The following is a 26,711-nucleotide window of genomic DNA, read 5'->3' as shown; positions in this document are numbered from 1 at the left end:
TAAGCTAACTCATACTAATTGCCCGAGAGGCTTAACCATACAACGCCCAAGATGTTTTAAGATACAGTGTGCATAACTACTAAAGCTTGCTAAGTTAAAGAACGACAAACAGTTTTTGCCTGGTGGCAATAGCGCTGTGGAACCACCTGATCCCATTCCGAACTCAGAAGTGAAACGCAGCTGCGACGATGGTAGTGTAGCATTCGCTATGCGAGAGTAGTTCACCGCCAGGCACCTCATTCAAGCAAAAGGCCTATCCTAAACGGTAGGCCTTTTGCGTTTTATCTCTGAGACAATTCACTCTGGCGAATTCAGTTAGCTGGCCGCTGTAATTCGGTTAGTATCAAATGGCACCTATAACTATAATTCCGGATGCCATGATGAAAAAGTCCCGTATAGCTAATCCTTTCTATTTAACTGCTACGCTATTGTTGCTTCTGGGCAATACAGCCCAGGCTGCTAAGCCACTGCAATATGAAGATGTATTTAACCTGGAATTTATCTCTGATCCGCAGCCGGATAGCAGCGGCGAGCAAATTGTCTTTGTGCGCAACTGGATGGATAAGCAAACCGACCGTCGCCGTATGACGTTGTGGCTCAGCTCCGCTGACGGTAAAACTCAGCAAGCTTTAACTGATAAAGATATCAGTGCCAGCTCACCACGCTGGGCACCGGACAATAAACGCCTGGCTTATATTGCTAATGGTCAAATTCATTTGATGTGGCTTGATAGCGGTCGCACGTCACAGTTAGGTCAGCTAACGCAGAGCCCGTCGAATTTAAGTTGGTCGCCGGATGGCAACTGGCTGGCTTTCACTATGTTTACACCTAAACAGATTAAAGCACCGGTAAGCTTACCCGGAAAGCCGGAGAAAGCAGATTGGGCTAAAGCGGCAATATACATAGACAACAAACAATACCGCGCCGATGGTGCCGGTTATCTAAAAGCTGGCTATCAGCATATTTATGTTATGCCGGCTGATGGTGGTAGCGCTATTCAGTTGACTGAAGGTGATTTTAATCACAGCGGAGCACTAAGCTGGAACAGCGATAGCAGCGCGCTGTATTTTTCTGCCAACCGGCATGCCGACTGGCAGTCAAAACCAGTCAACAGCGATATTTTTAAACTAACCCTGGCTGGGCGTAAACTGACACAGCTAACAGATCGCAACGGCCCTGATACGCGCCCGGCCCTATCTCCTGATGGCAAGTTAGTGGCTTATCTTGGCTATGATGATCGTAAGCTGGCACATCAGGCTGACCGTTTGTATGTGATGAACCTTGATGGCAGCAATATCCGTAATCTTACGGAAGATTTAGACCGCGCTATTGATAATTTTCAGTGGCTGCCTAACAGTAAAGCGCTGTATATCTCTTATGATAGCGAAGGTAAAGGTGTATTAGCTGAACAAGCTTTGTCCGGCAAGCGCACTGTACTGGCAGAAGATCTGGGAGGAGGCTCTTACGGCCGGCCTTATAGTGGCGGCCAGTTTGCTGCAGCGGATAATGGTCTGATAGCCTATACCCAAATGAATACGCAGCGCCCGGCTGAGTTGGCGGTTATTCATAAGCGGAAAAAGCAGACACTAACCAATTTTAATGCAGATCTGCTGTTTGCTAACGATATCGGCGAAGTAGAGGAGTTTTGGTACAAGTCATCGATTGACCAGCGTAAGTTACAAGGCTGGCTCATTTATCCGCCGAAGTTTGATCGCAACAAAAAATACCCGCTGATCCTGGAAATTCATGGTGGGCCGCATACTGCTTATGGCCCGCATTTTGCGATGGAGCTACAGCTAATGGCTGCGCAAGGCTATGTGGTGCTGTATACCAACCCGCGCGGCAGTACCAGTTACGGCGAAGAGTTTGCCAATCTTATCCACCATAACTACCCCAGTCAGGATTATAACGATCTGATGGACGGGGTCGATACAGTAATAGCCAAAGGTTTTATCAACGAGAAAGAGCTGTTTGTTACTGGCGGTAGTGGCGGTGGTGCACTAACGGCCTGGATTGTCGGCCATACCGATCGTTTCGCCGCTGCTGTGTCTGTTAAACCGGTAATTAACTGGTTCAGCTTTGTATTAAATGCCGATATGTACAGTTACTTTACTCAGTACTGGTTCCCGGCCATGCCGTGGGAAAACCCGCAGCATTACTTAAAATACTCACCTATCAGTTATGTTGGTAACGTGAAAACGCCAACCATGCTGATGACCGGTGAAGCCGATCATCGCACGCCGATCTCTGAGACCGAGCAGTTTTATCAGGCATTGCAATTGCGTGGCATTGATACGGCTATGGTGCGGATTCCGGAAGCCTCGCATTCAATTTATAACCGTCCGAGCAATTTAATGACGAAAACGGCTTATATTTTGTACTGGTTTGATAAATACCGGCAGAAAGACAAAGAATAATTCAAGACCTGAGTCAGCTAAGCCCGGTAGGCAGACTACCGGGCTTGTGCTAGGCTGCATTACTTAATGGCGCTAATGGTCGTTTTCTATGCAGTTGATTCAAATTCCAGAGCTTTTTGCTTTACCTTTAAGGCGGCTTTTGTATAATGGCGCGACAAGCTACAGGGGCATAGTTCCAATTGGTAGAACAGCGGTCTCCAAAACCGATGGTTGGGGGTTCGAATCCCTCTGCCCCTGCCACTTCTCTTTATGAAAACATTGTCTTATACACAACAGCAGTTACTTAAGGTGTTGCAAATAGCACCACTTAATTTATCCCCTGCGTTTAGCACTGAACCAGCCATCAAGCCTCAGGCTGGAACTAAAAACATATCAGAGTCAGAGCCTTTAGCCGCAGCGGATTTAGTTTCCGTGTTGGCTCAGGATATTAAGCTTGCGCTACCAGAAGGTGTTAGCTGGTATATCGATCAGCAGTTTGCAGCGCCGCAGCTTAACAACAAACAACTTATTACGCCGCCGTTATCCGCCTTACAACCTGCAGAGCTAAAACAGGCACTGTGGCAGCTATTGAGCGCTTTGCATGAAGATTGAATTGTTAAGTCAGCACGACATCTCACGCCTGGTAGAAATTGAACAGCATGCCAACCCTTACCCGTGGCAGCAAAATGCTTTTGTCAGCAGTTTTGCCGACAGTTACTTCAGCTACAAGTTGTTGGATGACAGCGGCGAGATCCAGGGTTTCTATTTTGCCCAGCTGATTCTGGAGCAACTGGAGCTGTTTAATATCTGCGTCGCTAGCGATATGCAAGGGCGGGGTTATGGTAAAGTCTTGCTACAACATTTTCTGCAAGAAGGCCGCAGCCGTGGTGCCACCGAAGCGTTTTTAGAAGTGCGTAGCACTAACGACAATGCCATAGCGCTATATGAAAAATGCGGATTTAGTAAAACCGGTGTGCGGCAAAACTATTATGTGCAGGGCGACAGTAAAGCCGATGCCATTTTGATGGCGTTAGTAATGTAACATATCCACTCTGTGCCCACGCCATTCAAGCTGCTATAATCGCGCGCATTATTATTTACTTCCGGGTTTAGCCCCGACACCGTAGCCGGATGCCTGCGGTAACACACTATTGGATATTATGAGCACAGATAACTTTTTAGCCGAAGTAAACAGCCGGCGCACCTTTGCGATCATATCGCACCCCGATGCCGGTAAAACCACTATTACCGAAAAGGTATTGCTGTTCGGACATCTAATCCAAAAAGCCGGTACCGTAAAAGGTAAAAAGTCCGGCCAGTATGCTACCTCCGACTGGATGGAGATGGAAAAAGAGCGTGGTATTTCGGTTACCACCTCGGTAATGCAGTTTCCTTACAACGACTGCCTGGTAAACCTGCTGGATACGCCAGGTCACGAAGACTTCTCGGAAGATACCTACCGTACCTTAACGGCGGTAGATTCATGTTTGATGGTTATTGACGGCGCTAAAGGTGTTGAAGACAGAACCATTAAACTGATGGAAGTTACCCGGCTGCGCGATACGCCTATTATCACCTTTATGAACAAAATGGACCGCGATATCCGCGACCCGATCGATTTGCTGGATGAAGTTGAAAGCGTACTGAAAATCGCCTGTGCACCTATTACCTGGCCAATTGCCTCAGGTAAAGAGTTTAAGGGCGTGTACCATATTTTGCGTGATGAAATAATTCTGTATAAGTCTGGTATGGGCCATACCATTCAGGATCTGGATGTTATCAAAGGCCTGAATAACCCTGAGCTGGATAAGCGCATTGGTTATTACGCCCAGCAACTGCGTGACGAAATGGAGCTGGTGCAGGGCGCCAGCAACGAATTTAACCAGGAGCTGTTTTTAAAAGGTGAGTTAACACCAGTATTTTTCGGTACGGCATTAGGTAACTTTGGTGTTGACCATATGCTGGACGGTTTAACGCAGTGGGCACCCGCGCCGCAGTCACGTGCAACCGACAGCCGTACTGTTGAGCCTGTTGAGACCGGTTTTAGCGGTTTTGTGTTTAAAATTCAGGCCAATATGGACCCGAAGCACCGCGACCGGGTAGCCTTTTTACGCATAGTTTCGGGCAAGTACGAAAAAGGTATGAAGGTGCGCCATGTGCGTATTGGTAAAGACGTGTTGATCCCACAGGCGTTAACCTTTTTAGCCGGTGACCGTGAGCACTTAGAAGAGGCCTATCCTGGCGATATCATTGGTTTGCATAACCACGGCACCATTAAAATCGGCGATACCTTTACCACCGGTGAAAATATGCAGTTTACCGGTATCCCTAACTTTGCGCCTGAGTTGTTCCGCCGCATCCGCCTGCGTGATCCACTAAAGCAAAAGCAGTTACTTAAAGGCCTGGTACAGTTATCCGAAGAAGGCGCGGTACAGGTGTTCCGCCCGCTGGACAACAACGATTTAATCGTTGGCGCTGTCGGTGTACTGCAGTTTGACGTGGTCGTTAGCCGGTTAAAGTCAGAATATAACGTCGATGCACTTTATGAAGCGGTAAACGTCTCAACAGCACGCTGGGTTTATAGCGATGATGGCAAAGCGCTGGATGAGTTTAAAAATAAAGCCAGTCAGAATTTAGCTCTGGATGGTGGTGATGCCCTCACTTATATCGCGCCAACTATGGTAAATCTGAATCTGGCGATAGAACGCTACCCGAAAATAAAATTCCACAAAACCCGTGAACACTAACAGGCTGAGCGCATGAATATTAAGCATTTATTAACCGAAAAAACTCAGGCCGCTTTTGTTGCACTGGGCTTACCTGCCGACACCAATGCTGCCGTGACGATAAGCACCAAGCCGGAGTTTGGTGATTATCAGATTAACGGCGCTATGGCTGCAGCCAAGTTATTAAAAACCAACCCGCGTCAGTTAGCCGAGCAGTTAGTGCAGCAGCTGGATTTAGCCGGAATCGCCGATAAAACTGAGATCGCCGGCCCGGGGTTTATTAACGTTACATTGAATAAAGCCTGGCTGGCCGCACAGCTACAAACCGCCACTTCTGATGAGCGTTTGGGCGTGTCGGCTAATTCTGCGCCGCAAACTGTGGTAGTGGATTACTCGGCACCTAATCTGGCTAAAGAAATGCACGTTGGCCATTTGCGTTCGACTATTATCGGTGATGCTGTAGTGCGCACACTGGAGTTTTGGGGCGATAAGGTTATCCGCCAAAACCACATGGGCGACTGGGGTACCCAATTTGGTATGCTGATCGCACACCTGGAAGATAAACTGGCCGCCGGTATCGACTTAGAGCAGGTCGCTCTGGCCGATCTGGAAGATTTTTACCGCGAAGCGAAAAAACGCTTCGACGATGAAGCCGGTTTTGCTGACAAGTCCCGTGATTACGTGGTGAAGCTACAAAGCGGTGATGCTCATTGCCAAAAGCTGTGGCAGCTGTTTATTGACACCTCGGTAAAACACAGCGAAGAAGTATATGAAAAACTGAACGTTACGCTAAGCCATGCCGATATTAAGCCGGAAAGTGCCTATAACAGTATGCTGCAAGGCATAGTGGATGATTTAAAAGCCAAATCGATGGCGGTGGAAGATCAGGGCGCCTTAGTGGTGTTCCTGCAGGAGCTGGCTGATAAAGAAGGCAAGCCATCGCCCTTTATCGTACAAAAAACCGGAGGTGGCTTTTTATATTCAACCACAGATTTAGCCGCCTGCCAGTACCGCAGCCATACGCTAAACGCCGATCGGGTTATTATTTTCACTGACGCCCGTCAGGCCTTACATTTTAAACAGGTAGAACTGGTGGCGCGCAAAGCTGGCTACCTGCGTGATGCTACCGTCTATGATCATTGCCCGTTTGGTACCATGATGGGCGAAGACGGCAAACCGTTTAAAACCCGTACCGGTGGTACAGTAAAACTGGCCGAACTGCTGGAAGAAGCGGTCGTGCGCGCCAAAGCCGTAGTACAGGAAAAAGCCTCTGATTTAACCGCTGACGAAATAGCTGAAGTGGCACGTAAAGTAGGCATTGGCGCGGTGAAATTCGCCGATTTATCGAAAAACCGTACCAGCGATTACATTTTCAGCTGGGATGCGATGCTAAGCTTTGAAGGTGCCACTGCACCTTATCTGCAATACGCTTACACCCGCGTGCGCAGTATTTTACGCCGTGCGGATATCTCCGATAGCTTCAGTGCAGCCCTGGTAATTGAACAGGATCAGGAGAAACAGTTAGCGGTTAAATTGTTGCGCTTTGAAGAAGCGTTGCAACAGGTAATGAAAGATGCCCAGCCAAACCTGCTGTGTAACTACCTGTATGAGCTGGCCAGTTTATATATGGCGTTTTATGAAGCCTGCCCGATATTAAAAGACGGCGTTGAACCGGCACAGCGCGACAGCCGTTTAATGCTGAGTATTTTCACCGCCAAGCTGTTACAGCAAGGCCTGGACTTGCTTGGTATTGAGGTTATGGAGCGCATGTAATCATGAAAATCGACGATATTCGCCGCAGTTACACTAAAGACAAGTTAGATTTGGATAAGCTAAATGCCGATCCTATAGCACAGTTTGAGCTGTGGCTAAAAGATGCGATAGCGGCAGAGCTGCCGGATCCGACGGCAATGTGTGTGGCGACTGTCGACGAGCATGGCCAGCCGTCACAGCGGCTGGTGCTGTTAAAAGACGTGGATCAGCAAGGTTTCACCTTTTACACCAACCTTGGCAGCCGCAAGGCGACCGAGCTTGGCGCTAACCCGAAAGTGTGCCTGCATTTTCCCTGGCATCCGCTGGAGCGCCAGGTCATCGTTTATGGCACTGCCGAGCGGGTAAGTGCAACGCAGGTGGCCAAGTATTTTTTATCGCGGCCAAAAGAAAGCCAGCTGGCCGCCTGGGCATCGGAGCAAAGCCGGCCGGTGTCTACCCGTCAGGCACTGCTGCAAAAATTTGCTGAAATAAAACACAAATTTGAGCACGGCGAAGTGCCGCTGCCATCCTTCTGGGGCGGCTTTTTAGTACGACCACATAAAATTGAGTTCTGGCAAGGCGGCGAGCACCGCTTGCATGACCGCTTTATGTACAGCAGGTCAGCCGATGGTAGCTGGAGCATTGACAGGTTATGCCCGTAACGGCCCCGTCCGTTTTACCGGCTGCTGCCAGCAATACAGTTGGTGGTAGTCAAGCGCTTAAACTTTTCGACACCCACTGCCATCTCGATCTACCGGAGCTTGCCGCTGCGCAACCGCTTCACTGGCACAACGCGCAGCAGGTCGGCGTGTCTGCTTTACTGATACCTGCCGTGCAGCAATCGGCCTGGCAAAACCTGCTGAATTTACGAAAACAACAACGCCACTGGCATATTGCGCTGGGTATTCACCCCTGGTGGGCGGCGAAGGCTAAGCTAGAGGCGATAACAGAGCTTGAGGCGTTGCTGATACAGCATTTATCACAGATTGCTGCCGTGGGTGAAATTGGCCTCGATTTCGCGTTAGACACCAGCAGCTTTGATGTGCAGCAAACGTTGTTTAGCCGTCAGCTTGAACTTGCCGGCAAATATCATAAGCCGGTAATTTTGCATCATCGTAAAAGTCAGCCACAGCTTTTAGCAGAGCTGAAACGCCAGCAGTTTACTGAAGGCGGGATTTTACATGCCTTTTCCGGCAGTCAGCAGCAGGCCATGGCCTTTGTCGATTTGGGCTTTAAGCTTGGCATCGGCGGCACCATTACCTATGACCGTGCACAGAAGACACGACATACCGTGAGTAAGTTACCGCTAAGCAGCTTTGTGCTGGAAACTGATGCGCCGTCAATGCCACTGGCGGGCTTTCAGGGCGAGTTAAATACTCCGGCACAGCTGGCGTTAGTGTTTGCCGCTTTTTGCCAATTACGATCAGAGCCGCCAGAGCACATTGCCGCCAGTTTATGGCACAACAGTGTAGAAATTTTAAGGCTTGGTACGGCGTAAGCGCAGCGACTGACGGGAAAAACGTGAAAAACCGCGGCGCAGCAAAAAGCCAACGATGCCTGCCAGTACCAGCATCGCCAGTAGCCGTTGCATCAGTTGTTGCCATGACATCACTACCGGTGACAAAGACGCATCCAGGCGTAAGCTCAACTTAATATAACCCAGCAACTGCGCACCCTGCATTATCGGCTGAACCATGGCCATAAGCGGCTCTGCCTGCGCCGGCGAATACAAAATGCGTGCTGGCGCACTGTTTTGTGACCAGCTCATGCGCATACCATTGGCGTCATACACCACGACATCATGTAAATACGGACTTTGTGCAATGTGCTGAGTAAGTTGCTCCAGGCCATCGAGCTGATCGTTTTCTATTAAATAGGCAGCAGTATGGGATAAGGTCACCAGCGTTTCCCGGGTAAGCTGGGTACTTTGCTGCTGAAACAACAACTTGCCCTGTTGTTGCGTCCAGACCCAGCTATGTAATAACAGCCAGATCCCGGCAATGGCAATACTAATCTGCAATAACTTAATAGTGCTTGAAGTCGTATCCGGTATTGGGCTATCGTTCTGCATAGTTTTTAACTCCATTCGGCTGGCCAAGTTAAATCAATCCAACCACAGGATGTCGCCGGGGTAGCAAGTACAGGTGCCAAGTGTCGTTTTTTTATCAGATCTCTGCAACTGATTTTAGTCAGTCAACGCCTTCAGCCATTTTACCCGTTCAGTTTCAGCTGCGCCTGGGCGCTGACGGCAGTATTAGCCTGAACAGCAACAAGGCATTACCTTTGCCCGCGGCAACGCCCTTTACTGATCCTGCCGCATCGCCAGTGGCGGTGTTGCGTATTTTTGGTGCTGAACTTAGCTGGGCAGTATTGCAGCAGGTGATGCAATTAGCCGCGCCTGACAGGGTGTTGTCGGGCCGCTGGTTTCAGCCTCATCCGTTATTAGCTAAAGCACTGGAATTACAACTTAGCGAGCAGCCGACACCGGCACTGCTGGCAGAGCTTGACGCATTGGCGGCAGAGCAGGGGGTTGAACTGCTGTGTTTAACCGGGCGGCCCACACTGAGTCAGCCGGGCTTGCTGGTGATGGATATGGACTCTACTGCAATTCAGATAGAGTGTATTGATGAAATTGCCAAACTGGCCGGTACCGGCGAACAGGTTGCGGCGGTAACTGCGCGGGCAATGAACGGCGAGCTGGATTTTGGCCAAAGTTTGCTGGCACGGGTTGCTACATTGCAGGGCGCGCCAGAGAGCATATTGCGTCAGGTATTGGATGCGGTGCCTTTAATGCCGGGTTTGACTGAGCTGGTGCAGCATTTACAACAGCAGCAGTGGCAGGTCGCTATTGCTTCTGGTGGCTTTACCTATTTTACTGAAGCACTAAAACAGCGGCTGGGCTTAACCGCTACATTTGCCAATGTGCTGGAAATTATTGATGGCAAGCTTAGCGGCCGGGTAGTGGGCGATATCGTTGATGCCAATACTAAAGCGCAAGTGGTGCATAAACTGGCCAGCGACTTTGCCATTGCGCCATCACAAACCGTTGCCATAGGCGATGGTGCTAATGACATTCCTATGCTTAATGCTGCAGCGCTTGGTGTTGCCTTCCATGCTAAACCCAAAGTACAGGCCCAGGCTAAAGCGGCCATCCGTCAAGGTTCTTTGTTACAGCTGCTGTATTTGCTGGATTAAGCATGAAGCATCAGCAAAGTTCCTATTATTTGGATTTACAGCAATATCAGCTGCATGTACGCAGGCTATTACCTCTGCAACAGGGGCTGGCGCCGGTGTTAATGTTGCACGGCGCCATAGAGAATGGCCGTATTTTTTACAGTAAGTCAGGTAAAGGCTTAGGCTGCTTTTTGGCCGATCAAGGCTTTATGGTGTATTGCGCTGATTTTGCCGGCCGGGGGTTGTCTAAGCCGCATGTGTCAGAAGGGTTTGCACAAAGCCAGCAGCAGATGATCACCCGCGATATCCCCGCCTTAATTGACCATCTGTATCAGCTGCACCAGCAAAAGGTAATACTGATTGCCCATTCCTGGGGCGGCGTGCTGGCTTCAGCTTGCCTGGCCCGTTTTCCGGCGCTGGCTGATAGGGTTGCGGCACAAGTGTGTTTTGGCACTAAAAGAGTCATTAGCGTTAACAATACTGAGCGCAAGCTGAAAATAGATCTGGTATGGAACACTGTGGCGCCCTGGCTGAGCCGTCGCTATGGTTATTTTCCGGCCCGTAAATGGCGCTTGGGTGCTGATGATGAGCCGGCACAGTTTTTACAGGATACTGTGCAATGGATAAAAGGTGCCGGTTACACTGATCTATGCGATCAATTTGATTATGCCGCTGCCAGTAAGCAACTTAGCTGGCCACCGGTATGGCATTTTGCCGCCCAGAACGATCGCTTATTAGGCCATCCACAGGATGTTAAAGCCTTTATCGCTGAAACATCACCGCAGGCCCGCTTTACGCTATTGGGCAAAGCCAGCGGCTACCAGCATGATTATGATCATATTTCAATGCTGACACATCCGGCGGCGCTATCCGACCACTTTATCGAATTACGGGACGGCTTGCTGCAGTTTATTTAGCAAGCTCTGCTGACGTTGCTGCTGGCGCTGATAGACGTCGCTGGCAGCACCGTAGCGCCAACCTACTTCAGCACTAATGTCTACGGCATCTATCATGCCGGCTACACTCCACAACTCTTCTTCTAACACCTTAGCTTTATGGATGGCATAAGCGCTGATATAGTTTAATTCTGCGGCAATAAAGTCGACATCCGGCCGGCCGGTACGGCATAACTGTAAACGGTAACTAAAGATAATTTTGTGTTGTAATGCATTAAGCACAAACTGACGCTTATGCTGTTCGTCACGAAACTCATAATCGAACATACAGCTAAGTTCTGTCGTGTCATCAGTCTGGCTGACAACCAGAAACATTTCATAACTTTTCGGTGCCTCCAGCCGCTTCATTTGCTTTAAATGCTGAGCAAAATGCAGGCTGGCGGCGTTATTTTGCAGAATTAGCGCCAAATCTTGTTTGTTTATATCTGCGCTAAACAAGCTAAGTAACAGGTGCAAACTAGCCGGGTTATTGCCCTGGGTAACAGTATTAACCTCGTAGCGAATACCTTTACGGTGCAGGTACAGCGTAAAATGGTTTTGCACGTTCAGATACATATTGCGTAGAGCTGTTGACAGGCCTGGATAGCGTGGGCTTTCTTCTGCCGGGGTCAGTTTAGCCCGGTTATTCTGGATCAGCTGCTGAAAGAATAACCGGCCGGTGTGCGGCTCGGCGCCCTCATGTGCGCGTAAATTCATAATAGTACGGCTTTTACTGACGGCCATCACCTCATAGGGTAAGGCCGTCAAAGGGTACTTGTTGCTGATTTTTTGCATATCGGGTAGATCTAACAGCAGCACATCGCCTTTTTGAAACCGCACCGGTAGGGTGGTTTCCAGCTGTAATCCTTTGGATGAAAAATCACGGCTATGTCCGGTTAACAGTGCCGGCTGCTCTTTATCGCTGATGGCGATACTGGTTTTATACAGATAGCGTGATTCGGAGCGCAAATTAACATATTGCATAGCTACAGCTTCGCACGGCGGCTGTTGTGGCGTTTTTTTATGGCCAAACCGGGCCAGATTTTTTAGTAGTTGTTGATCAACCGGATAATTCTGATACCAGTCGGTACTGCGATCAGAGCTGATATCGCTTAGCGTCGCAATGTAGCGGATATCCTGAATATATTGCTTGATCAAACTGGATAGCCCGGCGTTTTTCTGGCCGTTGTCAGCCTCTGGCACGGTAGACGGCATTTCGGCCATTGCCGGGCTAACACGTTGTATATTTAACTGAAATACCCGCCATCCGGCCTTGGTTGCACCAAAGCCAAAAAACAGTTGCCGCAGGGCGTCGTCTTCAAGTAGTTCTTCGCTGGTGGCGGTATAAAAAAACAATTTACCTTTAACTGCATGCGTAAAGCTGTACAAAATAGTACTTTTGTCTTGCTGCGGCAGCTGCAAAATAGCTTTGAGGCGGCGCACCGACAGCACAGTATTAAAAACCGCCTGATGCTGTTCATCGAGAAAATGTTGCCAGCTAGCTTTGTTGAAGTCTGTGGTTAAGGCGCAAAGTGGCAGCGGAGCACCATCGCGTACGGCAATGTACACCGGCAAACTGCTAAGCTTGGGTAAGTAAAACTGCTCGTAGCCCTTACTTAATAAGCTTTGGCTGACACTGTCTAAATTCACTTTATAACGGCGTTTATTGCCACTGATAAATTTCTGCAAAAAGGTGGCAAATTGCTGCTCATCATTGCCCGGTAAACGTTGCATGCGCCAATATAAGTTGGCACCTTGCTGCTCGGTGTCTATCAGCTGGTATAAAATACCGGCAGCAAATCCCAGCATATATTCTTGTTCCAGCCCGGTAAAATGCAGACGTACCTGCTGACCTGGCTCCAGCTGCAGCGGTTGTTGTAGTTTTAATTTGCAGCCCGATACCGATAAATCTGAGGTACTGGCGCGGTATCTTTTGCCGGCTAACTCCAGTTCAACGTCAATGCTAAAGTGCATCCGCTCATCGCGTCTGACGGTGTAGTTGCCAATCGGGATAATTCGGGCATACTGGTTGTGCACTGCTGAGGGTTCTTCAGCCTCGGCTTCACTGCTGCCCGACTGTTGCAGCGCAGTTTTTACTCGTTGTTCGGTTTGCTTGCGGTGCATTACCCGAAAGTTATTTTCGGTATTCATTACCTCTTCATACAAGCCGACGGTATAGGCACCGTATTGTTTCAGGCCACGTTCAAACACATTAACGGCATTGGCATCCATGTAGTGCGTTTTGCCCTGGTGCTCATAGGCTCTGACATCGCCATCGACATGGCCGCGTAAGTCGATATAAAAGTTACATGGCTGCGCCATGCGTTTTAATTCCATTTTCAGCAGAAACTGCTTGGATTTTGGTAGATCTGAGGTTAGTAAACTGAATACCTGATCAAAGTCGGCAGAGTTGAGCGAGCTTTTCATCCGCTCAATGACGCCAATATATTCCTGTAAATCTGCTGTTGTCATAGTTCTGTCAGGTTGAATGCCAAAATTACGGCACCTTAGGGTTATAATCTGTAGTACGCTACGTTGTTACATTTTGAAAAGCAATATCCATGCCTTTCATTTAGTTCAGGATAATTAATTATGGCAAAGGTTAAAACCGCCTACGTCTGCAGTGACTGCGGTGCAGATTTTGTGCGCTGGCAAGGCCAGTGTACAGAGTGTGGTGCCTGGAATACGGTGAGTGAAGTACGGCTGGGCACCGCCAGCAGCAAAAATGCCCGCTTTGAAGGCTATGCCGGTGCTGCAGTGGCTAAAGTGATGCGGCTGGACGAAGTAGATTTACAGGATGTACCGCGCTTTAGCAGCGGTTTTGCTGAGTTTGACCGGGTGCTTGGGGGCGGTATAGTACCGGGTTCGGCCATTTTAATTGGCGGCCACCCTGGCGCCGGTAAAAGTACCCTTTTATTACAAATTATGTGTGGCCTGGCGCAACAAGGCGGCGCGCTCTATGTTACGGGTGAAGAATCGCTGCAGCAGGTCGCTATGCGGGCGCAGCGCCTGGGGTTGCCAACCAATGCGCTAAAGATGCTGGCTGAAACCAATGTAGAGACAATTTGCCTGCTGGCACAGCAGGAAAAGCCACGCATTATGGTTATCGACTCGATACAGGTGATGCATCTAGCGGATATTCAGTCCGCGCCGGGCAGTGTGTCGCAGGTGCGGGAAAGTGCGGCCTATTTAACCCGTTTTGCCAAGCAGCACCATATTGCCATCATTATGGTGGGCCATGTGACTAAAGACGGCTCATTGGCCGGCCCCAAGGTGTTGGAGCACTGTATAGATTGCTCGGTAATGCTCGATGGTGACAGCGACAACCGCTACCGCACTATGCGCGGTAATAAAAACCGCTTCGGCCCGGTTAATGAGCTGGGTGTTTTCGCCATGACCGGTCAGGGCATGAAAGAAGTAAAAAATCCCTCGGCCATTTTCTTAACCCGCGGAAAAGAAGATCAATCCGGCAGTATTGTCATGGTGCTGTGGGAAGGCACCCGGCCGCTGCTGGTTGAAATTCAGGGCCTGGTCGACTATTCGCCGCTGAACAACCCGCGCCGGGTAACTTTGGGCATGGAACAAAACCGCATTTCTATGTTATTAGCGGTAATGCATCGCCACGCCGGTATACAGATGGCAGATCAGGACGTGTTTGTTAACGTTGTCGGCGGTGTAAAAGTTAATGAAACCAGTGCCGATTTAGCCACCTTGCTGGCACTGGTGTCGAGCTTTCGCGACAAACCGCTGCCGAACGATTTAGTGGTATTTGGTGAAGTAGGCCTGGCGGGTGAAATACGTCCGGTACCCAGTGGCCAGGAGCGGCTGCGTGAAGCAGCCAAACACGGCTTTAAACGCGCCATAGTGCCGCTGGCCAATGCACCAAAAGAGGCTATCAGTGGCATGGAGGTTATTGGCGTCAGTAAACTTTCTGAAGCGCTTGAGGCTATTTAACGCTGAAAAAAAGCCCCGTTGTGACGGGGCTTAGGGGATTAGAATTTACTGTTCTGTGGGAAATTCAGTTTTAATACCTGATAGGTATCTTCTTTAAGTTTGGTTAAACCCAGCTTGTCGTAACTTTCTACCATCAGTTCCAGCGCTTGTTCTACCAGCGGCGAATCGCGATAGTATTCAACAATATATTTGCCCCGGTTAGCTGCAGCTAAATAAGCACCACGGCGCATATAGTAATCGGCAATAATCAGTTCATGCCGCGCCAGCGTATCTTTAATGCTTAACATGCGGTTTTTCGCTTCGGCAGCATATTTACTGTCAGGAAATGCACTTACCAGCTTCTTAAAATCATCAAATGCCTGCCGGGTGCTGGCCAGATCGCGATCGGCGCGATCGATATTTAACATGTCGTGCAGCGTATTACTATCAGCCTTGAGATTGCTTAAACCACGCATATAGTAGGCGTAATCCAGCTCGGGATGATTAGGGTTTAAGCGGATAAAACGGTCAATGCCGGCCAGAGCTTTGTCGACATCACCCGACTGATAATAAGCGTAAATCAGATCAAGCTGAATTTGCCGGGCAAGAGGGCCAAACGGATAACGGCTTTCAACCGCAGTAAGTAATTCAATCGCTCTGTTATACAGGCCGGTGTCCAATACTGCTTTGGCATCCTGATACAGTGATTGGGCGGTGCGGGTGTTACTGGCATCGGGTGTTTCCGGTTTACCTGTACAGGCACTTAGCGTCAGGGCCAGTACAGAAATCAGTAAAAAATTCGCTTTCATTTAAAAATCCATTACTACTTGAGCTAAATGGCTGTCTAGTCGGGGGTAAAGTCGCTAAAATACACTTTATTGCGATTTTACCCCAGACCCGCCGGGGTTGCACACAGGATAACTGCTTCCGTCATGACAAAACAGCTAAAACTTTCAGAAATTGTACCTGAGCATTTATTTGGCAAGCGCTTAGATCAGGTGCTGGCCGAAATGTTCCCGGATTATTCGCGTTCGCGCATAAAAGAGTGGATTTTGGCCGACGCGGTGAAAATAAATGGCGAATTGCGCAACAAGCCGCGGGAAAAACTGCTAGGCGGTGAGCAAGTGGATATTCTTGCTGAATTGCCCGAAGATCAACGCTTTGAAGCTGAAGCCATCGAGCTGAATATCGTTTACGAAGATGAGCATATTCTGGTGATCAATAAACCGGCCGGGCTGGTGGTGCACCCAGGCGCCGGCAATGCCGATGGCACCTTGCTTAACGCCTTATTGCATCATTGCCCGGGTATAGGCGAAGTGCCGCGTGCTGGTATTATTCACCGCCTGGATAAAGACACGACCGGTTTGATGGTGGTGGCAAAAACCATACCGGCACAAACTCATCTGGTCGAGGCTATGCAGGCGCGGGAAATTACCCGCGAATATGAGGCGGTGTGCCACGGAGCCATGACCGGCGGCGGCACTATCGATGAACCTATAGGCCGCCATCCTACCAAACGTACCCACATGGCCGTGACGCAATCGGGCAAGCCAGCCACTACACACTTTCGTGTAATGGAAAAATACCGCGCTCATACGCGCTTACGCTTACGGCTGGAAACCGGCCGTACGCATCAAATCCGCGTACATATGACGTTTGTTAACCATCCGCTGGTGGGCGACCCGGTGTATGCCGGCCGGCCACGGCCACCACGTAAGGCCAGTGAGCAACTGCTGACTATTTTACGTAACTTCCGCCGTCAGGCGCTGCACGCCGCCATGTTACGGCTGGCACATCCTATTACGCTGGAAATCCTCGAATGGCATGCGCCTATTCCGGATGACATGGTGCAATTAACAGCAGAGCTGCGCGCCGACACCGCTGAACACGGTTTGGATTTTGTCTGATAATAGCTCCATTATAGTACCCGACTGGCCTGCACCGGCTAATGTGCGGGCTGTCTGCAGTACCCGCCAGGGCGGCTGCTCAGCCGGCGTGTATGCCAGCCTGAATGTAGGCTTGCATGTTAATGATAACCCGTTGCTGGTGCATGAAAACCGGCGTCGCTATCAGCAATTGGCAAAGATGCCCGCGTCACCGGTATGGTTAGAGCAGGTACACGGTGTGCGGGTGCTGCCGCTGGATCGGCATACTGTATCAGGCGAAACAGCAGACGCCAGTGTCACAACCGAACCCGGTGTTGTGGCAACCGTCATGACGGCCGACTGCTTACCGCTGTTACTTTGCGACACTCAAGGTACTCAGGTCGCCGCTATCCATGCTGGCTGGCGTGGCCTGTGCAATGGCGTTGTCGAAGCCACTGTAGCGCAATTCGCTGCGCCTGCGCAGCTGATGGTTTATCTTGGCCCGGCAATCAGTCAGCGGGCTTTTGAAGTCGGGCCCGAAGTCCGGGCTGCCTTTATGGCGCACAATGCAGCTGCAGAAGCCGCTTTTGTTGCCGCATCTAATGGCAAATTTTTTGCCGATCTGTATTTTCTGGCACGTCAGCGTCTGCAACACTGTGGTGTCAGGCAAATCTATGGTGGTAGCTTTTGTACCCACCAACAAACCGAGTTGTTTTTCTCTTACCGGCGGGATGGTCAAACCGGCCGTATGGCCAGTTCTATCTGGTTAGACTGATCTAAGTCAATTTTTTGACGTTTGTTGCTTGAATTTCCGGCAATAGCGCCCAATCTTAGGACACAACAGCGTTGTATCTATAGGAGCAAACTATGCGTCTGGATAAATTTACCAGTAAGTTTCAGGAAGCCATTGCCGATGCGCAGTCGCAGGCACTGGGGCGCGATCAGCAATATATCGAACCGGTGCATTTAATGTTTGCCTTACTGAATCAGGAAGGCGGCACAGTACGTGAGCTGCTAAACAAACTGGCGATTAACTTTAACGAGCTGCGTTCTAAAGTCAGCCAGGCCATTGACCGTTTGCCGCGGGTAGAAGGTGAAGGCGCCAATCTGCAGTTGTCACCGGCCACTGCCCAGTTATTGCAGCAGTGCGACAAATTCGCGCAAAAACGTAAAGATCAGTTTATTTCCAGCGAACTCTTTGTGCTGGCTGCCACTGAGGATAAATCTGATCTGGGCAAAATATTGCGCTTGTTGGGTGTAACCAAAGACGGTGTTGAAGCGGCAATAGAGCAAATGCGGGCAGGGCAGAAAGTTGATGATGTTAACGCTGAGGATACCCGGCAGGCGCTAACCAAGTACACGGTTGATTTAACCGCCCGGGCTGAAGCCGGCAAGCTGGATCCGGTTATTGGCCGCGATGAGGAAATCCGCCGTTGTATTCAGGTATTACAGCGGCGCACTAAAAATAACCCGGTATTAATTGGTGAGCCGGGCGTAGGCAAAACCGCTATTGTCGAAGGGCTGGCACAACGCATTGTTAATAAAGAAGTACCCGAAGGGTTAAAAGACAAGCGGGTGCTGTCGCTGGATATGGGCTCATTGCTGGCAGGGGCCAAGTACCGTGGCGAATTTGAAGAGCGCTTAAAAGCGGTGCTCAATGAGCTGGCCAAAGAAGAAGGCCAGGTTATTTTATTTATTGATGAAATTCATACCATGGTTGGCGCCGGTAAAGCCGATGGCGCTATGGATGCCGGTAACATGCTAAAACCGGCATTGGCGCGCGGTGAGCTGCACTGTTTAGGCGCCACGACGCTGGACGAATACCGCAAGTACATTGAAAAAGATGCAGCATTAGAGCGGCGTTTTCAAAAAGTGCTGGTCGGTGAGCCGACCGTAGAAGATACCATCGCCATATTGCGCGGTTTAAAAGAGCGCTATGCCTTACACCATGGCGTAGAGATCACTGATCCTGCCATTGTTGCAGCGGCGACCTTGTCGCATCGTTATGTGTCAGACCGGCAGTTGCCCGATAAAGCTATCGACTTAATTGACGAAGCGGCGTCCAGCATTCGCATGCAGATGGACTCTAAACCGGAAGAGCTGGACCGGCTGGAGCGGCGCATTATTCAGTTGAAGCTCGAAGATAACGCTTTAGCCAAAGAAACCGACGAGGCGACGAAAAAACGCCGCGATATTATTCAGGAGCAAATCAGCGAGCTGGACGCTAAGTACAATGAGCTCGATGAAGTCTGGGCGTCGGAAAAGGCTGCCTTGCAAGGTACGCAAAATATTAAAGCTGAACTGGAGCAAGCCCGGTTAGATCTGGAAGTGGCCCGCCGTGTCAGTGACTTGCAGCGCATGTCAGAGCTGCAATATGGCCGCATTCCTGAACTGGAGAAAAAGCTCGATTTAGCCTCCCAGGCCGAAATGCATGAAAATACCCTGCTGCGTAACAAAGTTACTGAGCAGGAAATTGCTGATGTTCTGTCTAAAGCAACCGGTATACCGGTCAGTAAAATGCTTGAAGGCGAACGTGACAAACTGCTGCGGATGGAACAGGCATTACACGAAAAAGTTATCGGCCAGGATGAAGCTGTTACCGCTGTATCACATGCGATTCGCCGCTCCCGTGCCGGCCTGGCCGATCCAAACAAACCGATCGGTTCATTCTTATTTTTAGGCCCAACCGGTGTTGGTAAAACTGAGCTGACTAAATCTCTGGCCAGTTTTCTGTTTGACAGCCCCGATGCGATGGTGCGTATTGATATGTCAGAGTTTATGGAAAAACATGCGGTATCGCGTTTAGTGGGAGCACCACCAGGCTACGTCGGTTATGAAGAAGGTGGCTATTTAACTGAAGCGGTACGACGCAAGCCTTATTCGGTAATACTGCTTGATGAAGTCGAAAAGGCGCATCCGGATGTATTTAATATCCTGTTGCAGGTGCTGGATGATGGTCGTTTAACCGATGGTCAGGGCCGTACCGTTGATTTTAAAAACTGCGTAATCATTATGACATCGAACATGGGCTCAGATCTTATTCAGGAGCACTATCGCGAATACAGTTATAGTGAAATGAAAGACATGCTGATGGGCGTGCTGAGTAAACAGTTCCGGCCGGAGTTTTTAAACCGCTTGGACGAAACTGTGGTGTTTCATCCGCTGGATAACCGGCAAATTCGCAGCATTGCCAAAATTCAGCTGGCACGGCTGGAGCAGAGACTGGCAGAGCGGCAGTATAAGTTTGATATTACTGATGCGGTGCTGGATAAACTGGCCGAAGTGGGCTTTGACCCGCTGTATGGTGCCCGGCCGCTGAAAAGGGCTATCCAGCAACATCTGGAAAACCCGTTGGCTCAGGCGTTATTGCAAGGTGACGTCGTACCCGGCAGCACGATACAACTGGACCATGACGGCAGAGAGTTTGTCGTAAGCAGCCACTGAGTATCAGCATAATGGCTAAATAAAAGTGACCGCTTCGGCGGTCACTTTGGCTTACAGGCTATGCATGCTAAGGTATGTCACTTATAATCTTAAGCAATTTCCTCTACTGAAGTATGATATGACAGAACCTAAAACCAACGATAGCGGTCCGCGCAAGGGCATTTATTTACTACCTAACTTACTGACAACTGGCGGATTATTTTCAGGTTTCTTTGCCATAGTTGCCTCGATGAATGGCCGCTTTGAAGCAGCAGCAGTGGCAATTTTTATCGCCATGATTTTTGATGGCCTGGATGGCCGGGTGGCGCGTTTAACCAATACCCAGAGTGAATTTGGCGCCCAGTACGACAGTATGTCGGATTTGGTGGCCTTTGGTATGGCGCCGGCGCTGGTGGCCTATAACTGGGGGCTGGCCGATTATGGCAAATTTGGCTGGCTGGCTGCATTTGTTTATGTAGCTTGCGCCGCACTGCGTCTGGCGCGCTTTAATGCCAATCTGGGCGTAACCGACAGTCGGTTTTTTCAGGGGCTGGCCAGTCCGGCCGGAGCCGGTATTATTGCCGGTATGGTATGGACCGGCAGTATCTATGAGGTAAATGGTGACAATATTGGTTATCTGGTTGGCCTGATAACCATCGCATCTGGTTTACTGATGGTAAGTAATTTCCGCTACAACTCGTTTAAAGATTTAAATTGGCGTGATCGGGTCTCGTTTCTGACCATACTCATGGTGTTGCTGGTGTTTGTTGTTATTGCTTCGCGCCCGGCAGAAATGCTGTTTGGTATCTTCTTTATTTATGCCTGCTCGGGGCCGGTTACGACAATCCGTAGTGTGCGTAAATTAAAGCTGGAACATGTAGTGGGCGACTCGGACGATGCTGACTTTACTGATGTAGACGGTACTGATAGCAAGTCATCTACTGAGGCACAACCGCAACGCGATGACAGCTCTGTCGATAAAACCCCCTGAAAAAACAACCCCGCACTTGCGGGGTTGTTTTTATGGCGTAGTTTTTGTGACGTAGTTTTGTGGCTTAGCTACCGAAGCTTTTATTTAAACCGGCTATCTGGCCGGTTTTTTGTTGCAGAGCCTTGCTGTTTTCTGCAACCACAGCAATATTAGCCAGATTTGATTCTGCAATCTGCTGAATATGGCTGACATTTTGTTGTACATCGTGAGCCACAGCGCCTTGCTGAGTGGCGGCGGTAGCGATTTGCGATGACAGATGTGCTATCTGATCGATCATGGTGGAGATTTGCGTCAGTTGTGTCTGGCTTTGTTGGGTTTCAACTACACAGCTGTCAGCCTGCTGCCGGCTTTGCTGCATAACCTGGCCCCAACTGAGCAGCGTTTGCTGGATTTCGCCAATAGACTGTTTAATTTGCTCGGTAGCTTTATGGGTGCGTGATGATAACGCCCGCACTTCATCTGCTACTACAGCAAAGCCGCGGCCATGTTCGCCTGCGCGGGCGGCTTCAATAGCGGCATTTAGCGCCAGCAGGTTGGTTTGGTCAGCAATGCCTTGAATTTCTGTCATCACTACGCCAATGCGCTCGGCTTCAACCGCCAGGCTATCCGCAGTGGCGGCTGCCCCCTGAACTTCCGAGGCCAGCTTTTGTACGGTGCCGGCGGTGTGCTGCATAACCTGTTGTGCGGTTTCACAAATTTTGTGGGTGTCATTAACCTGCTGGTGTGTTTGCTGCGTGCGCCCGGCAATGTCCTGCACTGTGCTGTACAGCTGAGTAGTCGCGGTGACAATACTGCGCAGCTGATCGTGTTGCTGATGTATGCCTTGCTCCGTCATGCGCACGGCTTCGCCCTGGGTTTCAGCGATAATATTCAGCGCATGGGTGCTGTCTGCGGTGCGGCCAAGTACAGTGCGTAGTCTGGCCTGGGCCATTTTCAGCTGAAAGTCAGCAATACCGTAAGGGCCAAAACCTGAATATATCCAGCGTGATACACTGTCAAAATTACTGCGCGCCTGCTGCAATTTCGCCGGTATTAACCATAATTCATCGTAGCAACAGATAAACCATACCAGCGGCAACAGAGCGGCCAGCAAAAAGTGCCAGCCAAACCACATGCTGCCAATGCTTAGCAGTGCCAGTGTCAGCAACGCGGCTACCGCGCGTTTTAAACCAAAGCGACTGCGCCAGTCAGATGGCGTTTTGCCTTGCAACATTGCCGGATAACTGGCTTGTGCCCGTTGTACCATCTGCGCATCAGGCTTTACCCGCACTGACTGATAACCGACCAGCTTGTTATTGTCATAAATAGGAGTAACAAAGGCATCAACCCAATAGTAGCGGCCGTCCTTACAGCGGTTTTTAACCAGGCCGCGCCATGACTGGCCTTGTTTAAGTTTTTGCCACAAATCAGCAAAGGCAGCCGGTGGCATGTCGGGGTGACGTACCAGATTGTGGTTTTTACCCAGCAGTTCTTCGGCACTAAAGCCAGCTACCTGACAAAATGCCGGATTGGCGTAAGTGATAACGCCACGTAAGTCGGTGGTGGATACCAGTTCCTGCTCGGCGGTAAAACGGACTTCTTCATTAATGAGATCTTGATTGCGACGGTTCATGTTGTCTACTTATTCAGAGGTATTGCCAGTTAGCGAACAGCGCTAAGTGTAACCTATAACAGGGAATTTTTCAGCCAGCACTATACTGCTTCGTCCCAACATGGCAGCCGGACAACGGATTTGATATTGTTGAACGCTTATTTGCAGGCTAAATTAAGCTTCGCTCTTGAAGTTTGCGCCGGCGCCCCAATTTCTGCCGGATGCCCTTACCGATTAAGGAAATAACTTGGGTTCACTTCTTCAACAACGGCTGGCTCAGCTGTCAGCTACACATCCTCAGGCTATTGTAGGTATTTTGCACGGTATAGAGCGCGAGACCTTAAGGGTAAATGCCGATGGCACCCTGGCGCAAACTCCGCATCATCAGGCGCTTGGCTCGGCATTGACGCATCCGTGGATCACCACCGATTTTTCTGAGTCGTTACTTGAATTTATTACGCCGGTCAGTGACAGCATTGAAACGACGTTGGCGCAGCTGGCGGATATCCATCACTTTACCGTCAGTAATCTGTCTGACGAGCAGTTATGGCCGGCCAGTATGCCGTGTTTTATCAGTGATCAGCAGCAGATCCCTTTCGCTCGGTACGGCAGCTCTAATGTTGGCCGGATGAAAACCCTGTACCGCAAAGGTTTGCATAACCGCTATGGCAGCATGATGCAGGCCATTAGTGGCGTGCATTTTAACTTCTCCCTGCCGGACAGTTTTTGGCAGTTGTATCAGCAACAGCTTGCTGACAACAACAGCTTGCAGGACTTTATCTCAGAGCAGTATCTGGCGCTGATCCGTAACTACAAACGCAATGTCTGGTTGTTGGTGTATCTGTTTGGTGCTTCACCGGCGATGTGTAAATCTTTTTTAGAAGGCCGCGCCAGCCGCTATCCGTTTCAGTTGTTGGGTAAGGGCACCTTATATTTGCCTTATGCGACGTCACTGCGGATGAGTGATCTGGGCTATACCAACAGTGCACAGTCCAGCCTTAACGTGACCTACAACAGTTTGCCTGAGTATATTAGTGGTCTGCATGCCGCTATTAGTATGCCCTCTGAAGAGTATCGCAATATTGGCGTTAAAGTTGACGGCGAGTACCAACAACTTAATGCCAACGTATTGCAAATAGAAAATGAATTTTACTCTACCATCCGGCCCAAACGCACAACCCAGTCCGGTGAGCGGCCAACATGTGCCCTGGCCAAACGCGGTGTGGAATATATCGAAGTGCGTTGTCTGGACGTTAATCCGTTCAGCCCAATAGGGATCACTGCCGAGCAAATGTACTTTCTCGATGTATTTTTGCTGTACTGTTTGCTGCAGGACAGCCCGGCTTTATCAGCCGCTGAGCAAACGGTGACCGAGCAAAACCTGAAAAAGGTGGTGACCGATGGCCGGCGCAGTAATCTGGATTTGTTATGTGATGGGCAGCCGCGTTTAATGCAGGACTGGGCAGAGCAACTGTTTGCCGACATGATGCCGGTGGCGCACTATCTGGATCAGGCGCATCAACACAGTAAATACAGCGGCGCGTTAAAACAGTTTTATTTGTCCTTGCTGGACCCGGCGCAAACTTACTCGGGTAAGTTACTCAATAGCTTAATGGCCTCACAGCAAAATAACGGCAGTGTATTACTGCAGTTATCGGCGCAATATCGCCAGCAGCTTATGCAGCAACCTTATCAATATTATAATGAACAGCAATTTACCGAAGCTGCTGCTTTATCGATACAGGCCCAGCAGCAAATAGAGTTGCAGGATACGGTTAGCTTTGAGCAATACATAGCACAATATTATGCTGAAGTGCCGGCATGCGACAAAAGCACCGGATAAAAAAACGGCTACCAACAGGTAGCCGTAACGGTATATCCAGGGAAAACAAAAAACTTGGTTGCATCCATGCGAGTGGTTAGAATAAGCATGATGAGAAAAGTTCAAAATTTATACAAGCCACTTGCTATCGCCGTATTAAGCGCCGGCATGTTAGCGGGGTGTGCAACCCCGCCACCAAAAAACAGCTCTGATATCTGTCAAATATTCGCTGAACACCGTGATTGGTACCATGCTGCAGCCCGAGTACGGGATAAATGGGGCGTGCCCATCCATGTACCAATGAGCATCATGTATCAGGAAAGCAGCTTTAAGCACAATGCTAAGCCGCCGATGCGCTGGTTTCTTGGCTTTATACCCTATGGCCGTGCCAGTAGTGCTTACGGTTACTCACAGGCGAAAACCGTCACCTGGGATGAATATGTTAAAGAAGCAGATCGCTTCTGGGCCAGTCGGGACAATTTTGACGATGCCATCGACTTTATTGGCTGGTTTGTCGATAAAAGCCAGCGGCTAAATGGGGTATCGAAATGGGATGCCTATGCGCAGTACCTTAACTACCATGAAGGCTGGGGAGGCTATAAGCGTGGCAGCTACCACAAAAAAGCCTGGCTGGTTAGCACTGCAAAGCGGGTAGACAGCAGGGCCAAAGCTTATGCTTCACAGCTTAAAGGCTGCGAGGAAGATTTAAAACGCGGTTGGTTGTGGCGACTGTTTTTTGGTTAAGTAAGACAAAAAAAACCGGCTCTGCCGGTTTTTTTAATTAATTTTTTTTCAGGTGAGGCAGTAGGCGCACGGTTTTAATCATATTGTCCTGCACGTCTACCACCTCCATCGGGTAACCGGCCAGACGAATACTTAACTTGCCCTGCGGAATTTCTTCCAGATATTCCAGAATTAAACCATTTAATGTTTTCGGGCCATCGGTTGGCAGCTCTAATTGCATTTCACGGTTTAAATCGCGCAGGTTAATACTGCCATCAACCAGATAAGAACCATCAGGCTGCGCCACTATATCTTCGCTGCTGTCGTCACTGACATCGGTGGTAAATTCTCCCACTACTTCTTCAAGGATGTCTGCCAGTGTTACCAGGCCCTGTATATCGCCATATTCGTCAACAACCAGGCCGATGCGCTCTTTGGTACGCTGAAACTTCAGCAGCTGGGTATTTAACGGTGTGCCTTCGGGAATAAAATAAATCTCGCTAACGGCACGCATCAACGACGCTTTAGTCAGCTGCTCTTTAATTAAAAGCCGCATTAACTCGCGCGGATGCACAAAGCCTACTGCATCATCTATGGTGTCGCGGTACAGCAGAATACGGCTGTACTGCATATTGGCTAACTGGCGCTCAATATCTTTCCACTCGTCGTTGATATCAATGCCAACAATTTCATTGCGCGGCACCATAATATCTTCCACGGTAGCATTTTCCAGATCCAGTACACCTACCAGCATACTTTGGTGTTGCTCAGGAATAAGAGCACCGGCTTCATGCACCACAGTGCGCAACTCTTCAGCGCTTAAGCTGTTGCCCCTGTGTTTCTCCGGGCTAATGCCCATCATAGATAAAATGCCGTTGGTAATAAAATTAACCAACCAAACCAGCGGGTAAAATACTTTAAGCAACAGTGTCAGCAAAGCTGAACTGGGAAAGGCTATGCGTTCCGGGTGCAAAGCGGCAATGGTTTTAGGTGTGACTTCGGCAAACACCAGCACCACCATCGTTAACGCTACAGTTGCAATGGCAATGCCGACATCACCATACAAACGCATACCAATAATGGTTGCAATAGCCGAGGCCGCAATATTGACCAGGTTGTTGCCAATCAGAATTAAGCCGATTAACCGATCAGGCCGTTTTAGCAGTTCGCTGACCCGCAGAGCCCCTTTATGATTTTCGTTTGTTAAATGCTTTAAACGATAGGGGTTAACTGACATCATGCCTGTTTCTGATCCTGAGAAATAGGCAGATATGAATAACAGTACGCCAAGAATAATAAAAAGCGTACCCGTCGATATGTCGTCCAAGAGTTAAATACCTGTATTGCCAAACACCTGTACTTGATATTACGAAGTGGCAG

General features: G+C 49.6%; 21 protein-coding genes, 1 tRNA gene and 1 rRNA gene. 18 read left to right on the top strand and 5 right to left on the bottom strand.

What is annotated here, in order from left to right; translation table 11 throughout:
* Positions 1 to 118: 118 nt before the first annotated feature.
* The 9 genes from rrf (at position 119) to MN202_RS02100 (ending at position 8,372) form a co-directional block, all read left to right on the top strand.
* Positions 119 to 233 (top strand): 5S ribosomal RNA (rrf, locus tag MN202_RS02140).
* A gap of 147 nt (positions 234 to 380) precedes the next feature.
* Positions 381 to 2,417 carry a S9 family peptidase gene (locus MN202_RS02135; RefSeq protein ID WP_335734433.1) on the top strand — a complete coding sequence of 679 codons (2,037 nt, stop codon included), beginning with the start codon at positions 381 to 383 and terminating at the stop codon, positions 2,415 to 2,417.
* 163 nt (positions 2,418 to 2,580) lie between these two features.
* Positions 2,581 to 2,657 (top strand) — tRNA-Trp (locus MN202_RS02130).
* Positions 2,658 to 2,666: 9 nt separating this feature from the next.
* A complete protein-coding gene (locus MN202_RS02125; protein WP_335734432.1) occupies positions 2,667 to 3,008 on the top strand; it encodes a hypothetical protein in 342 nt (113 codons plus the stop codon).
* Positions 2,998 to 3,438 (top strand): ribosomal protein S18-alanine N-acetyltransferase, encoded by a 441-nt coding sequence (gene rimI / locus MN202_RS02120; RefSeq protein ID WP_335734431.1) that lies wholly within the window; start codon positions 2,998 to 3,000, stop codon positions 3,436 to 3,438. The genes MN202_RS02125 and rimI overlap by 11 nt, the downstream gene beginning before the upstream one ends.
* 118 nt (positions 3,439 to 3,556) lie before the next feature.
* Positions 3,557 to 5,143, top strand: coding sequence for a peptide chain release factor 3 (gene prfC / locus MN202_RS02115; protein ID WP_335734430.1), 1,587 nt, complete (start codon positions 3,557 to 3,559; stop codon positions 5,141 to 5,143).
* Positions 5,144 to 5,155: 12 nt separating this feature from the next.
* A complete protein-coding gene (gene argS, locus MN202_RS02110) occupies positions 5,156 to 6,895 on the top strand; it encodes an arginine--tRNA ligase (protein WP_335734429.1) in 1,740 nt (579 codons plus the stop codon).
* A 2-nt stretch (positions 6,896 to 6,897) separates the two neighbouring features.
* Positions 6,898 to 7,536, top strand: coding sequence for a pyridoxamine 5'-phosphate oxidase (gene pdxH, locus MN202_RS02105; RefSeq protein WP_335734428.1), 639 nt, complete (start codon positions 6,898 to 6,900; stop codon positions 7,534 to 7,536).
* Positions 7,527 to 8,372, top strand: a complete 846-nt coding sequence (locus MN202_RS02100) for a TatD family hydrolase (RefSeq protein WP_335734427.1) — start codon at positions 7,527 to 7,529, stop codon at positions 8,370 to 8,372. The genes pdxH and MN202_RS02100 overlap by 10 nt, the downstream gene beginning before the upstream one ends.
* On the opposite strand, the gene MN202_RS02095 is transcribed toward MN202_RS02100, so the two are convergent.
* Positions 8,352 to 8,945 carry an AhpA/YtjB family protein gene (locus tag MN202_RS02095; protein ID WP_335734426.1) on the bottom strand — a complete coding sequence of 198 codons (594 nt, stop codon included), beginning with the start codon at positions 8,943 to 8,945 and terminating at the stop codon, positions 8,352 to 8,354. The two genes, MN202_RS02100 and MN202_RS02095, sit on opposite strands and share 21 nt — an antisense overlap.
* Positions 8,946 to 9,025: 80 nt before the next feature.
* Here MN202_RS02095 and serB point away from each other — a divergent pair, with 80 nt between their 5' ends.
* The gene (gene serB, locus MN202_RS02090) at positions 9,026 to 10,069 is read left to right on the top strand and encodes a phosphoserine phosphatase SerB (RefSeq protein WP_335734425.1); all 1,044 of its coding nucleotides are present in this window, start codon (positions 9,026 to 9,028) and stop codon (positions 10,067 to 10,069) included.
* A gap of 2 nt (positions 10,070 to 10,071) precedes the next feature.
* A complete protein-coding gene (locus MN202_RS02085; protein WP_335734424.1) occupies positions 10,072 to 10,965 on the top strand; it encodes an alpha/beta fold hydrolase in 894 nt (297 codons plus the stop codon).
* On the opposite strand, the gene MN202_RS02080 is transcribed toward MN202_RS02085, so the two are convergent.
* On the bottom strand, positions 10,936 to 13,455 hold the full coding sequence (locus MN202_RS02080; RefSeq protein WP_335734423.1) for a PilZ domain-containing protein: 2,520 nt from the start codon (positions 13,453 to 13,455) through the stop codon (positions 10,936 to 10,938). The two genes, MN202_RS02085 and MN202_RS02080, sit on opposite strands and share 30 nt — an antisense overlap.
* A 120-nt stretch (positions 13,456 to 13,575) precedes the next feature.
* Here MN202_RS02080 and radA point away from each other — a divergent pair, with 120 nt between their 5' ends.
* Complete coding sequence (radA, locus tag MN202_RS02075) at positions 13,576 to 14,937, top strand: DNA repair protein RadA (protein ID WP_335734422.1); 1,362 nt, start codon at positions 13,576 to 13,578, stop codon at positions 14,935 to 14,937.
* Between the two features lie 38 nt (positions 14,938 to 14,975).
* Here the strand turns inward: radA and MN202_RS02070 are convergent, their stop codons facing one another.
* Positions 14,976 to 15,725 carry an outer membrane protein assembly factor BamD gene (locus tag MN202_RS02070; protein ID WP_335734421.1) on the bottom strand — a complete coding sequence of 250 codons (750 nt, stop codon included), beginning with the start codon at positions 15,723 to 15,725 and terminating at the stop codon, positions 14,976 to 14,978.
* A gap of 123 nt (positions 15,726 to 15,848) precedes the next feature.
* On the opposite strand from MN202_RS02070, the gene rluD reads away from it, so the two are divergent.
* The 4 genes from rluD to pssA all read left to right on the top strand — a co-directional run bounded on the left by rluD (position 15,849) and on the right by pssA (position 21,195).
* A complete protein-coding gene (rluD, locus tag MN202_RS02065; protein WP_335734420.1) occupies positions 15,849 to 16,823 on the top strand; it encodes a 23S rRNA pseudouridine(1911/1915/1917) synthase RluD in 975 nt (324 codons plus the stop codon).
* Complete coding sequence (gene pgeF, locus MN202_RS02060; RefSeq protein WP_335734419.1) at positions 16,816 to 17,556, top strand: peptidoglycan editing factor PgeF; 741 nt, start codon at positions 16,816 to 16,818, stop codon at positions 17,554 to 17,556. Before rluD ends, pgeF begins: the two co-directional genes overlap by 8 nt.
* A gap of 92 nt (positions 17,557 to 17,648) precedes the next feature.
* Positions 17,649 to 20,225 (top strand): ATP-dependent chaperone ClpB, encoded by a 2,577-nt coding sequence (gene clpB, locus MN202_RS02055; RefSeq protein WP_335734418.1) that lies wholly within the window; start codon positions 17,649 to 17,651, stop codon positions 20,223 to 20,225.
* A gap of 118 nt (positions 20,226 to 20,343) precedes the next feature.
* Positions 20,344 to 21,195, top strand: a complete 852-nt coding sequence (gene pssA / locus MN202_RS02050; protein WP_335734417.1) for a CDP-diacylglycerol--serine O-phosphatidyltransferase — start codon at positions 20,344 to 20,346, stop codon at positions 21,193 to 21,195.
* A gap of 64 nt (positions 21,196 to 21,259) precedes the next feature.
* Here the strand turns inward: pssA and MN202_RS02045 are convergent, their stop codons facing one another.
* Positions 21,260 to 22,807, bottom strand: a complete 1,548-nt coding sequence (locus MN202_RS02045) for a methyl-accepting chemotaxis protein (protein ID WP_335734416.1) — start codon at positions 22,805 to 22,807, stop codon at positions 21,260 to 21,262.
* A 226-nt stretch (positions 22,808 to 23,033) separates the two neighbouring features.
* Here MN202_RS02045 and gshA point away from each other — a divergent pair, with 226 nt between their 5' ends.
* Together gshA and MN202_RS02035 are read left to right on the top strand one after the other, a co-directional pair.
* On the top strand, positions 23,034 to 24,629 hold the full coding sequence (gene gshA / locus MN202_RS02040; RefSeq protein ID WP_335734415.1) for a glutamate--cysteine ligase: 1,596 nt from the start codon (positions 23,034 to 23,036) through the stop codon (positions 24,627 to 24,629).
* Between the two features lie 87 nt (positions 24,630 to 24,716).
* A complete protein-coding gene (locus MN202_RS02035) occupies positions 24,717 to 25,352 on the top strand; it encodes a transglycosylase SLT domain-containing protein (RefSeq protein WP_335734414.1) in 636 nt (211 codons plus the stop codon).
* 37 nt (positions 25,353 to 25,389) lie between these two features.
* On the opposite strand, the gene MN202_RS02030 is transcribed toward MN202_RS02035, so the two are convergent.
* On the bottom strand, positions 25,390 to 26,658 hold the full coding sequence (locus tag MN202_RS02030) for an HlyC/CorC family transporter (RefSeq protein WP_335734413.1): 1,269 nt from the start codon (positions 26,656 to 26,658) through the stop codon (positions 25,390 to 25,392).
* Between the last annotated feature and the right edge of the window lie 53 nt (positions 26,659 to 26,711).

This window comes from Rheinheimera muenzenbergensis (assembly GCF_036984005.1).
Lineage (GTDB): Bacteria > Pseudomonadota > Gammaproteobacteria > Enterobacterales > Alteromonadaceae > Alishewanella > Alishewanella muenzenbergensis.
This window is presented reverse-complemented; position numbering and strand designations above follow the sequence as displayed.

Coding starts and splice junctions, on each gene's coding strand:
- MN202_RS02135 (WP_335734433.1), top strand. CDS start 381: ATGAAAAAGTCCCGTATAGCTAATCCTTTCTATTTAACTGCTACGCTA.
- MN202_RS02125 (WP_335734432.1), top strand. CDS start 2,667: ATGAAAACATTGTCTTATACACAACAGCAGTTACTTAAGGTGTTGCAA.
- rimI (WP_335734431.1), top strand. CDS start 2,998: ATGAAGATTGAATTGTTAAGTCAGCACGACATCTCACGCCTGGTAGAA.
- prfC (WP_335734430.1), top strand. CDS start 3,557: ATGAGCACAGATAACTTTTTAGCCGAAGTAAACAGCCGGCGCACCTTT.
- argS (WP_335734429.1), top strand. CDS start 5,156: ATGAATATTAAGCATTTATTAACCGAAAAAACTCAGGCCGCTTTTGTT.
- pdxH (WP_335734428.1), top strand. CDS start 6,898: ATGAAAATCGACGATATTCGCCGCAGTTACACTAAAGACAAGTTAGAT.
- MN202_RS02100 (WP_335734427.1), top strand. CDS start 7,527: ATGCCCGTAACGGCCCCGTCCGTTTTACCGGCTGCTGCCAGCAATACA.
- MN202_RS02095 (WP_335734426.1), bottom strand. CDS start 8,945: ATGCAGAACGATAGCCCAATACCGGATACGACTTCAAGCACTATTAAG.
- MN202_RS02085 (WP_335734424.1), top strand. CDS start 10,072: ATGAAGCATCAGCAAAGTTCCTATTATTTGGATTTACAGCAATATCAG.
- MN202_RS02080 (WP_335734423.1), bottom strand. CDS start 13,455: ATGACAACAGCAGATTTACAGGAATATATTGGCGTCATTGAGCGGATG.
- radA (WP_335734422.1), top strand. CDS start 13,576: ATGGCAAAGGTTAAAACCGCCTACGTCTGCAGTGACTGCGGTGCAGAT.
- MN202_RS02070 (WP_335734421.1), bottom strand. CDS start 15,725: ATGAAAGCGAATTTTTTACTGATTTCTGTACTGGCCCTGACGCTAAGT.
- rluD (WP_335734420.1), top strand. CDS start 15,849: ATGACAAAACAGCTAAAACTTTCAGAAATTGTACCTGAGCATTTATTT.
- clpB (WP_335734418.1), top strand. CDS start 17,649: ATGCGTCTGGATAAATTTACCAGTAAGTTTCAGGAAGCCATTGCCGAT.
- pssA (WP_335734417.1), top strand. CDS start 20,344: ATGACAGAACCTAAAACCAACGATAGCGGTCCGCGCAAGGGCATTTAT.
- MN202_RS02045 (WP_335734416.1), bottom strand. CDS start 22,807: ATGAACCGTCGCAATCAAGATCTCATTAATGAAGAAGTCCGTTTTACC.
- MN202_RS02035 (WP_335734414.1), top strand. CDS start 24,717: ATGATGAGAAAAGTTCAAAATTTATACAAGCCACTTGCTATCGCCGTA.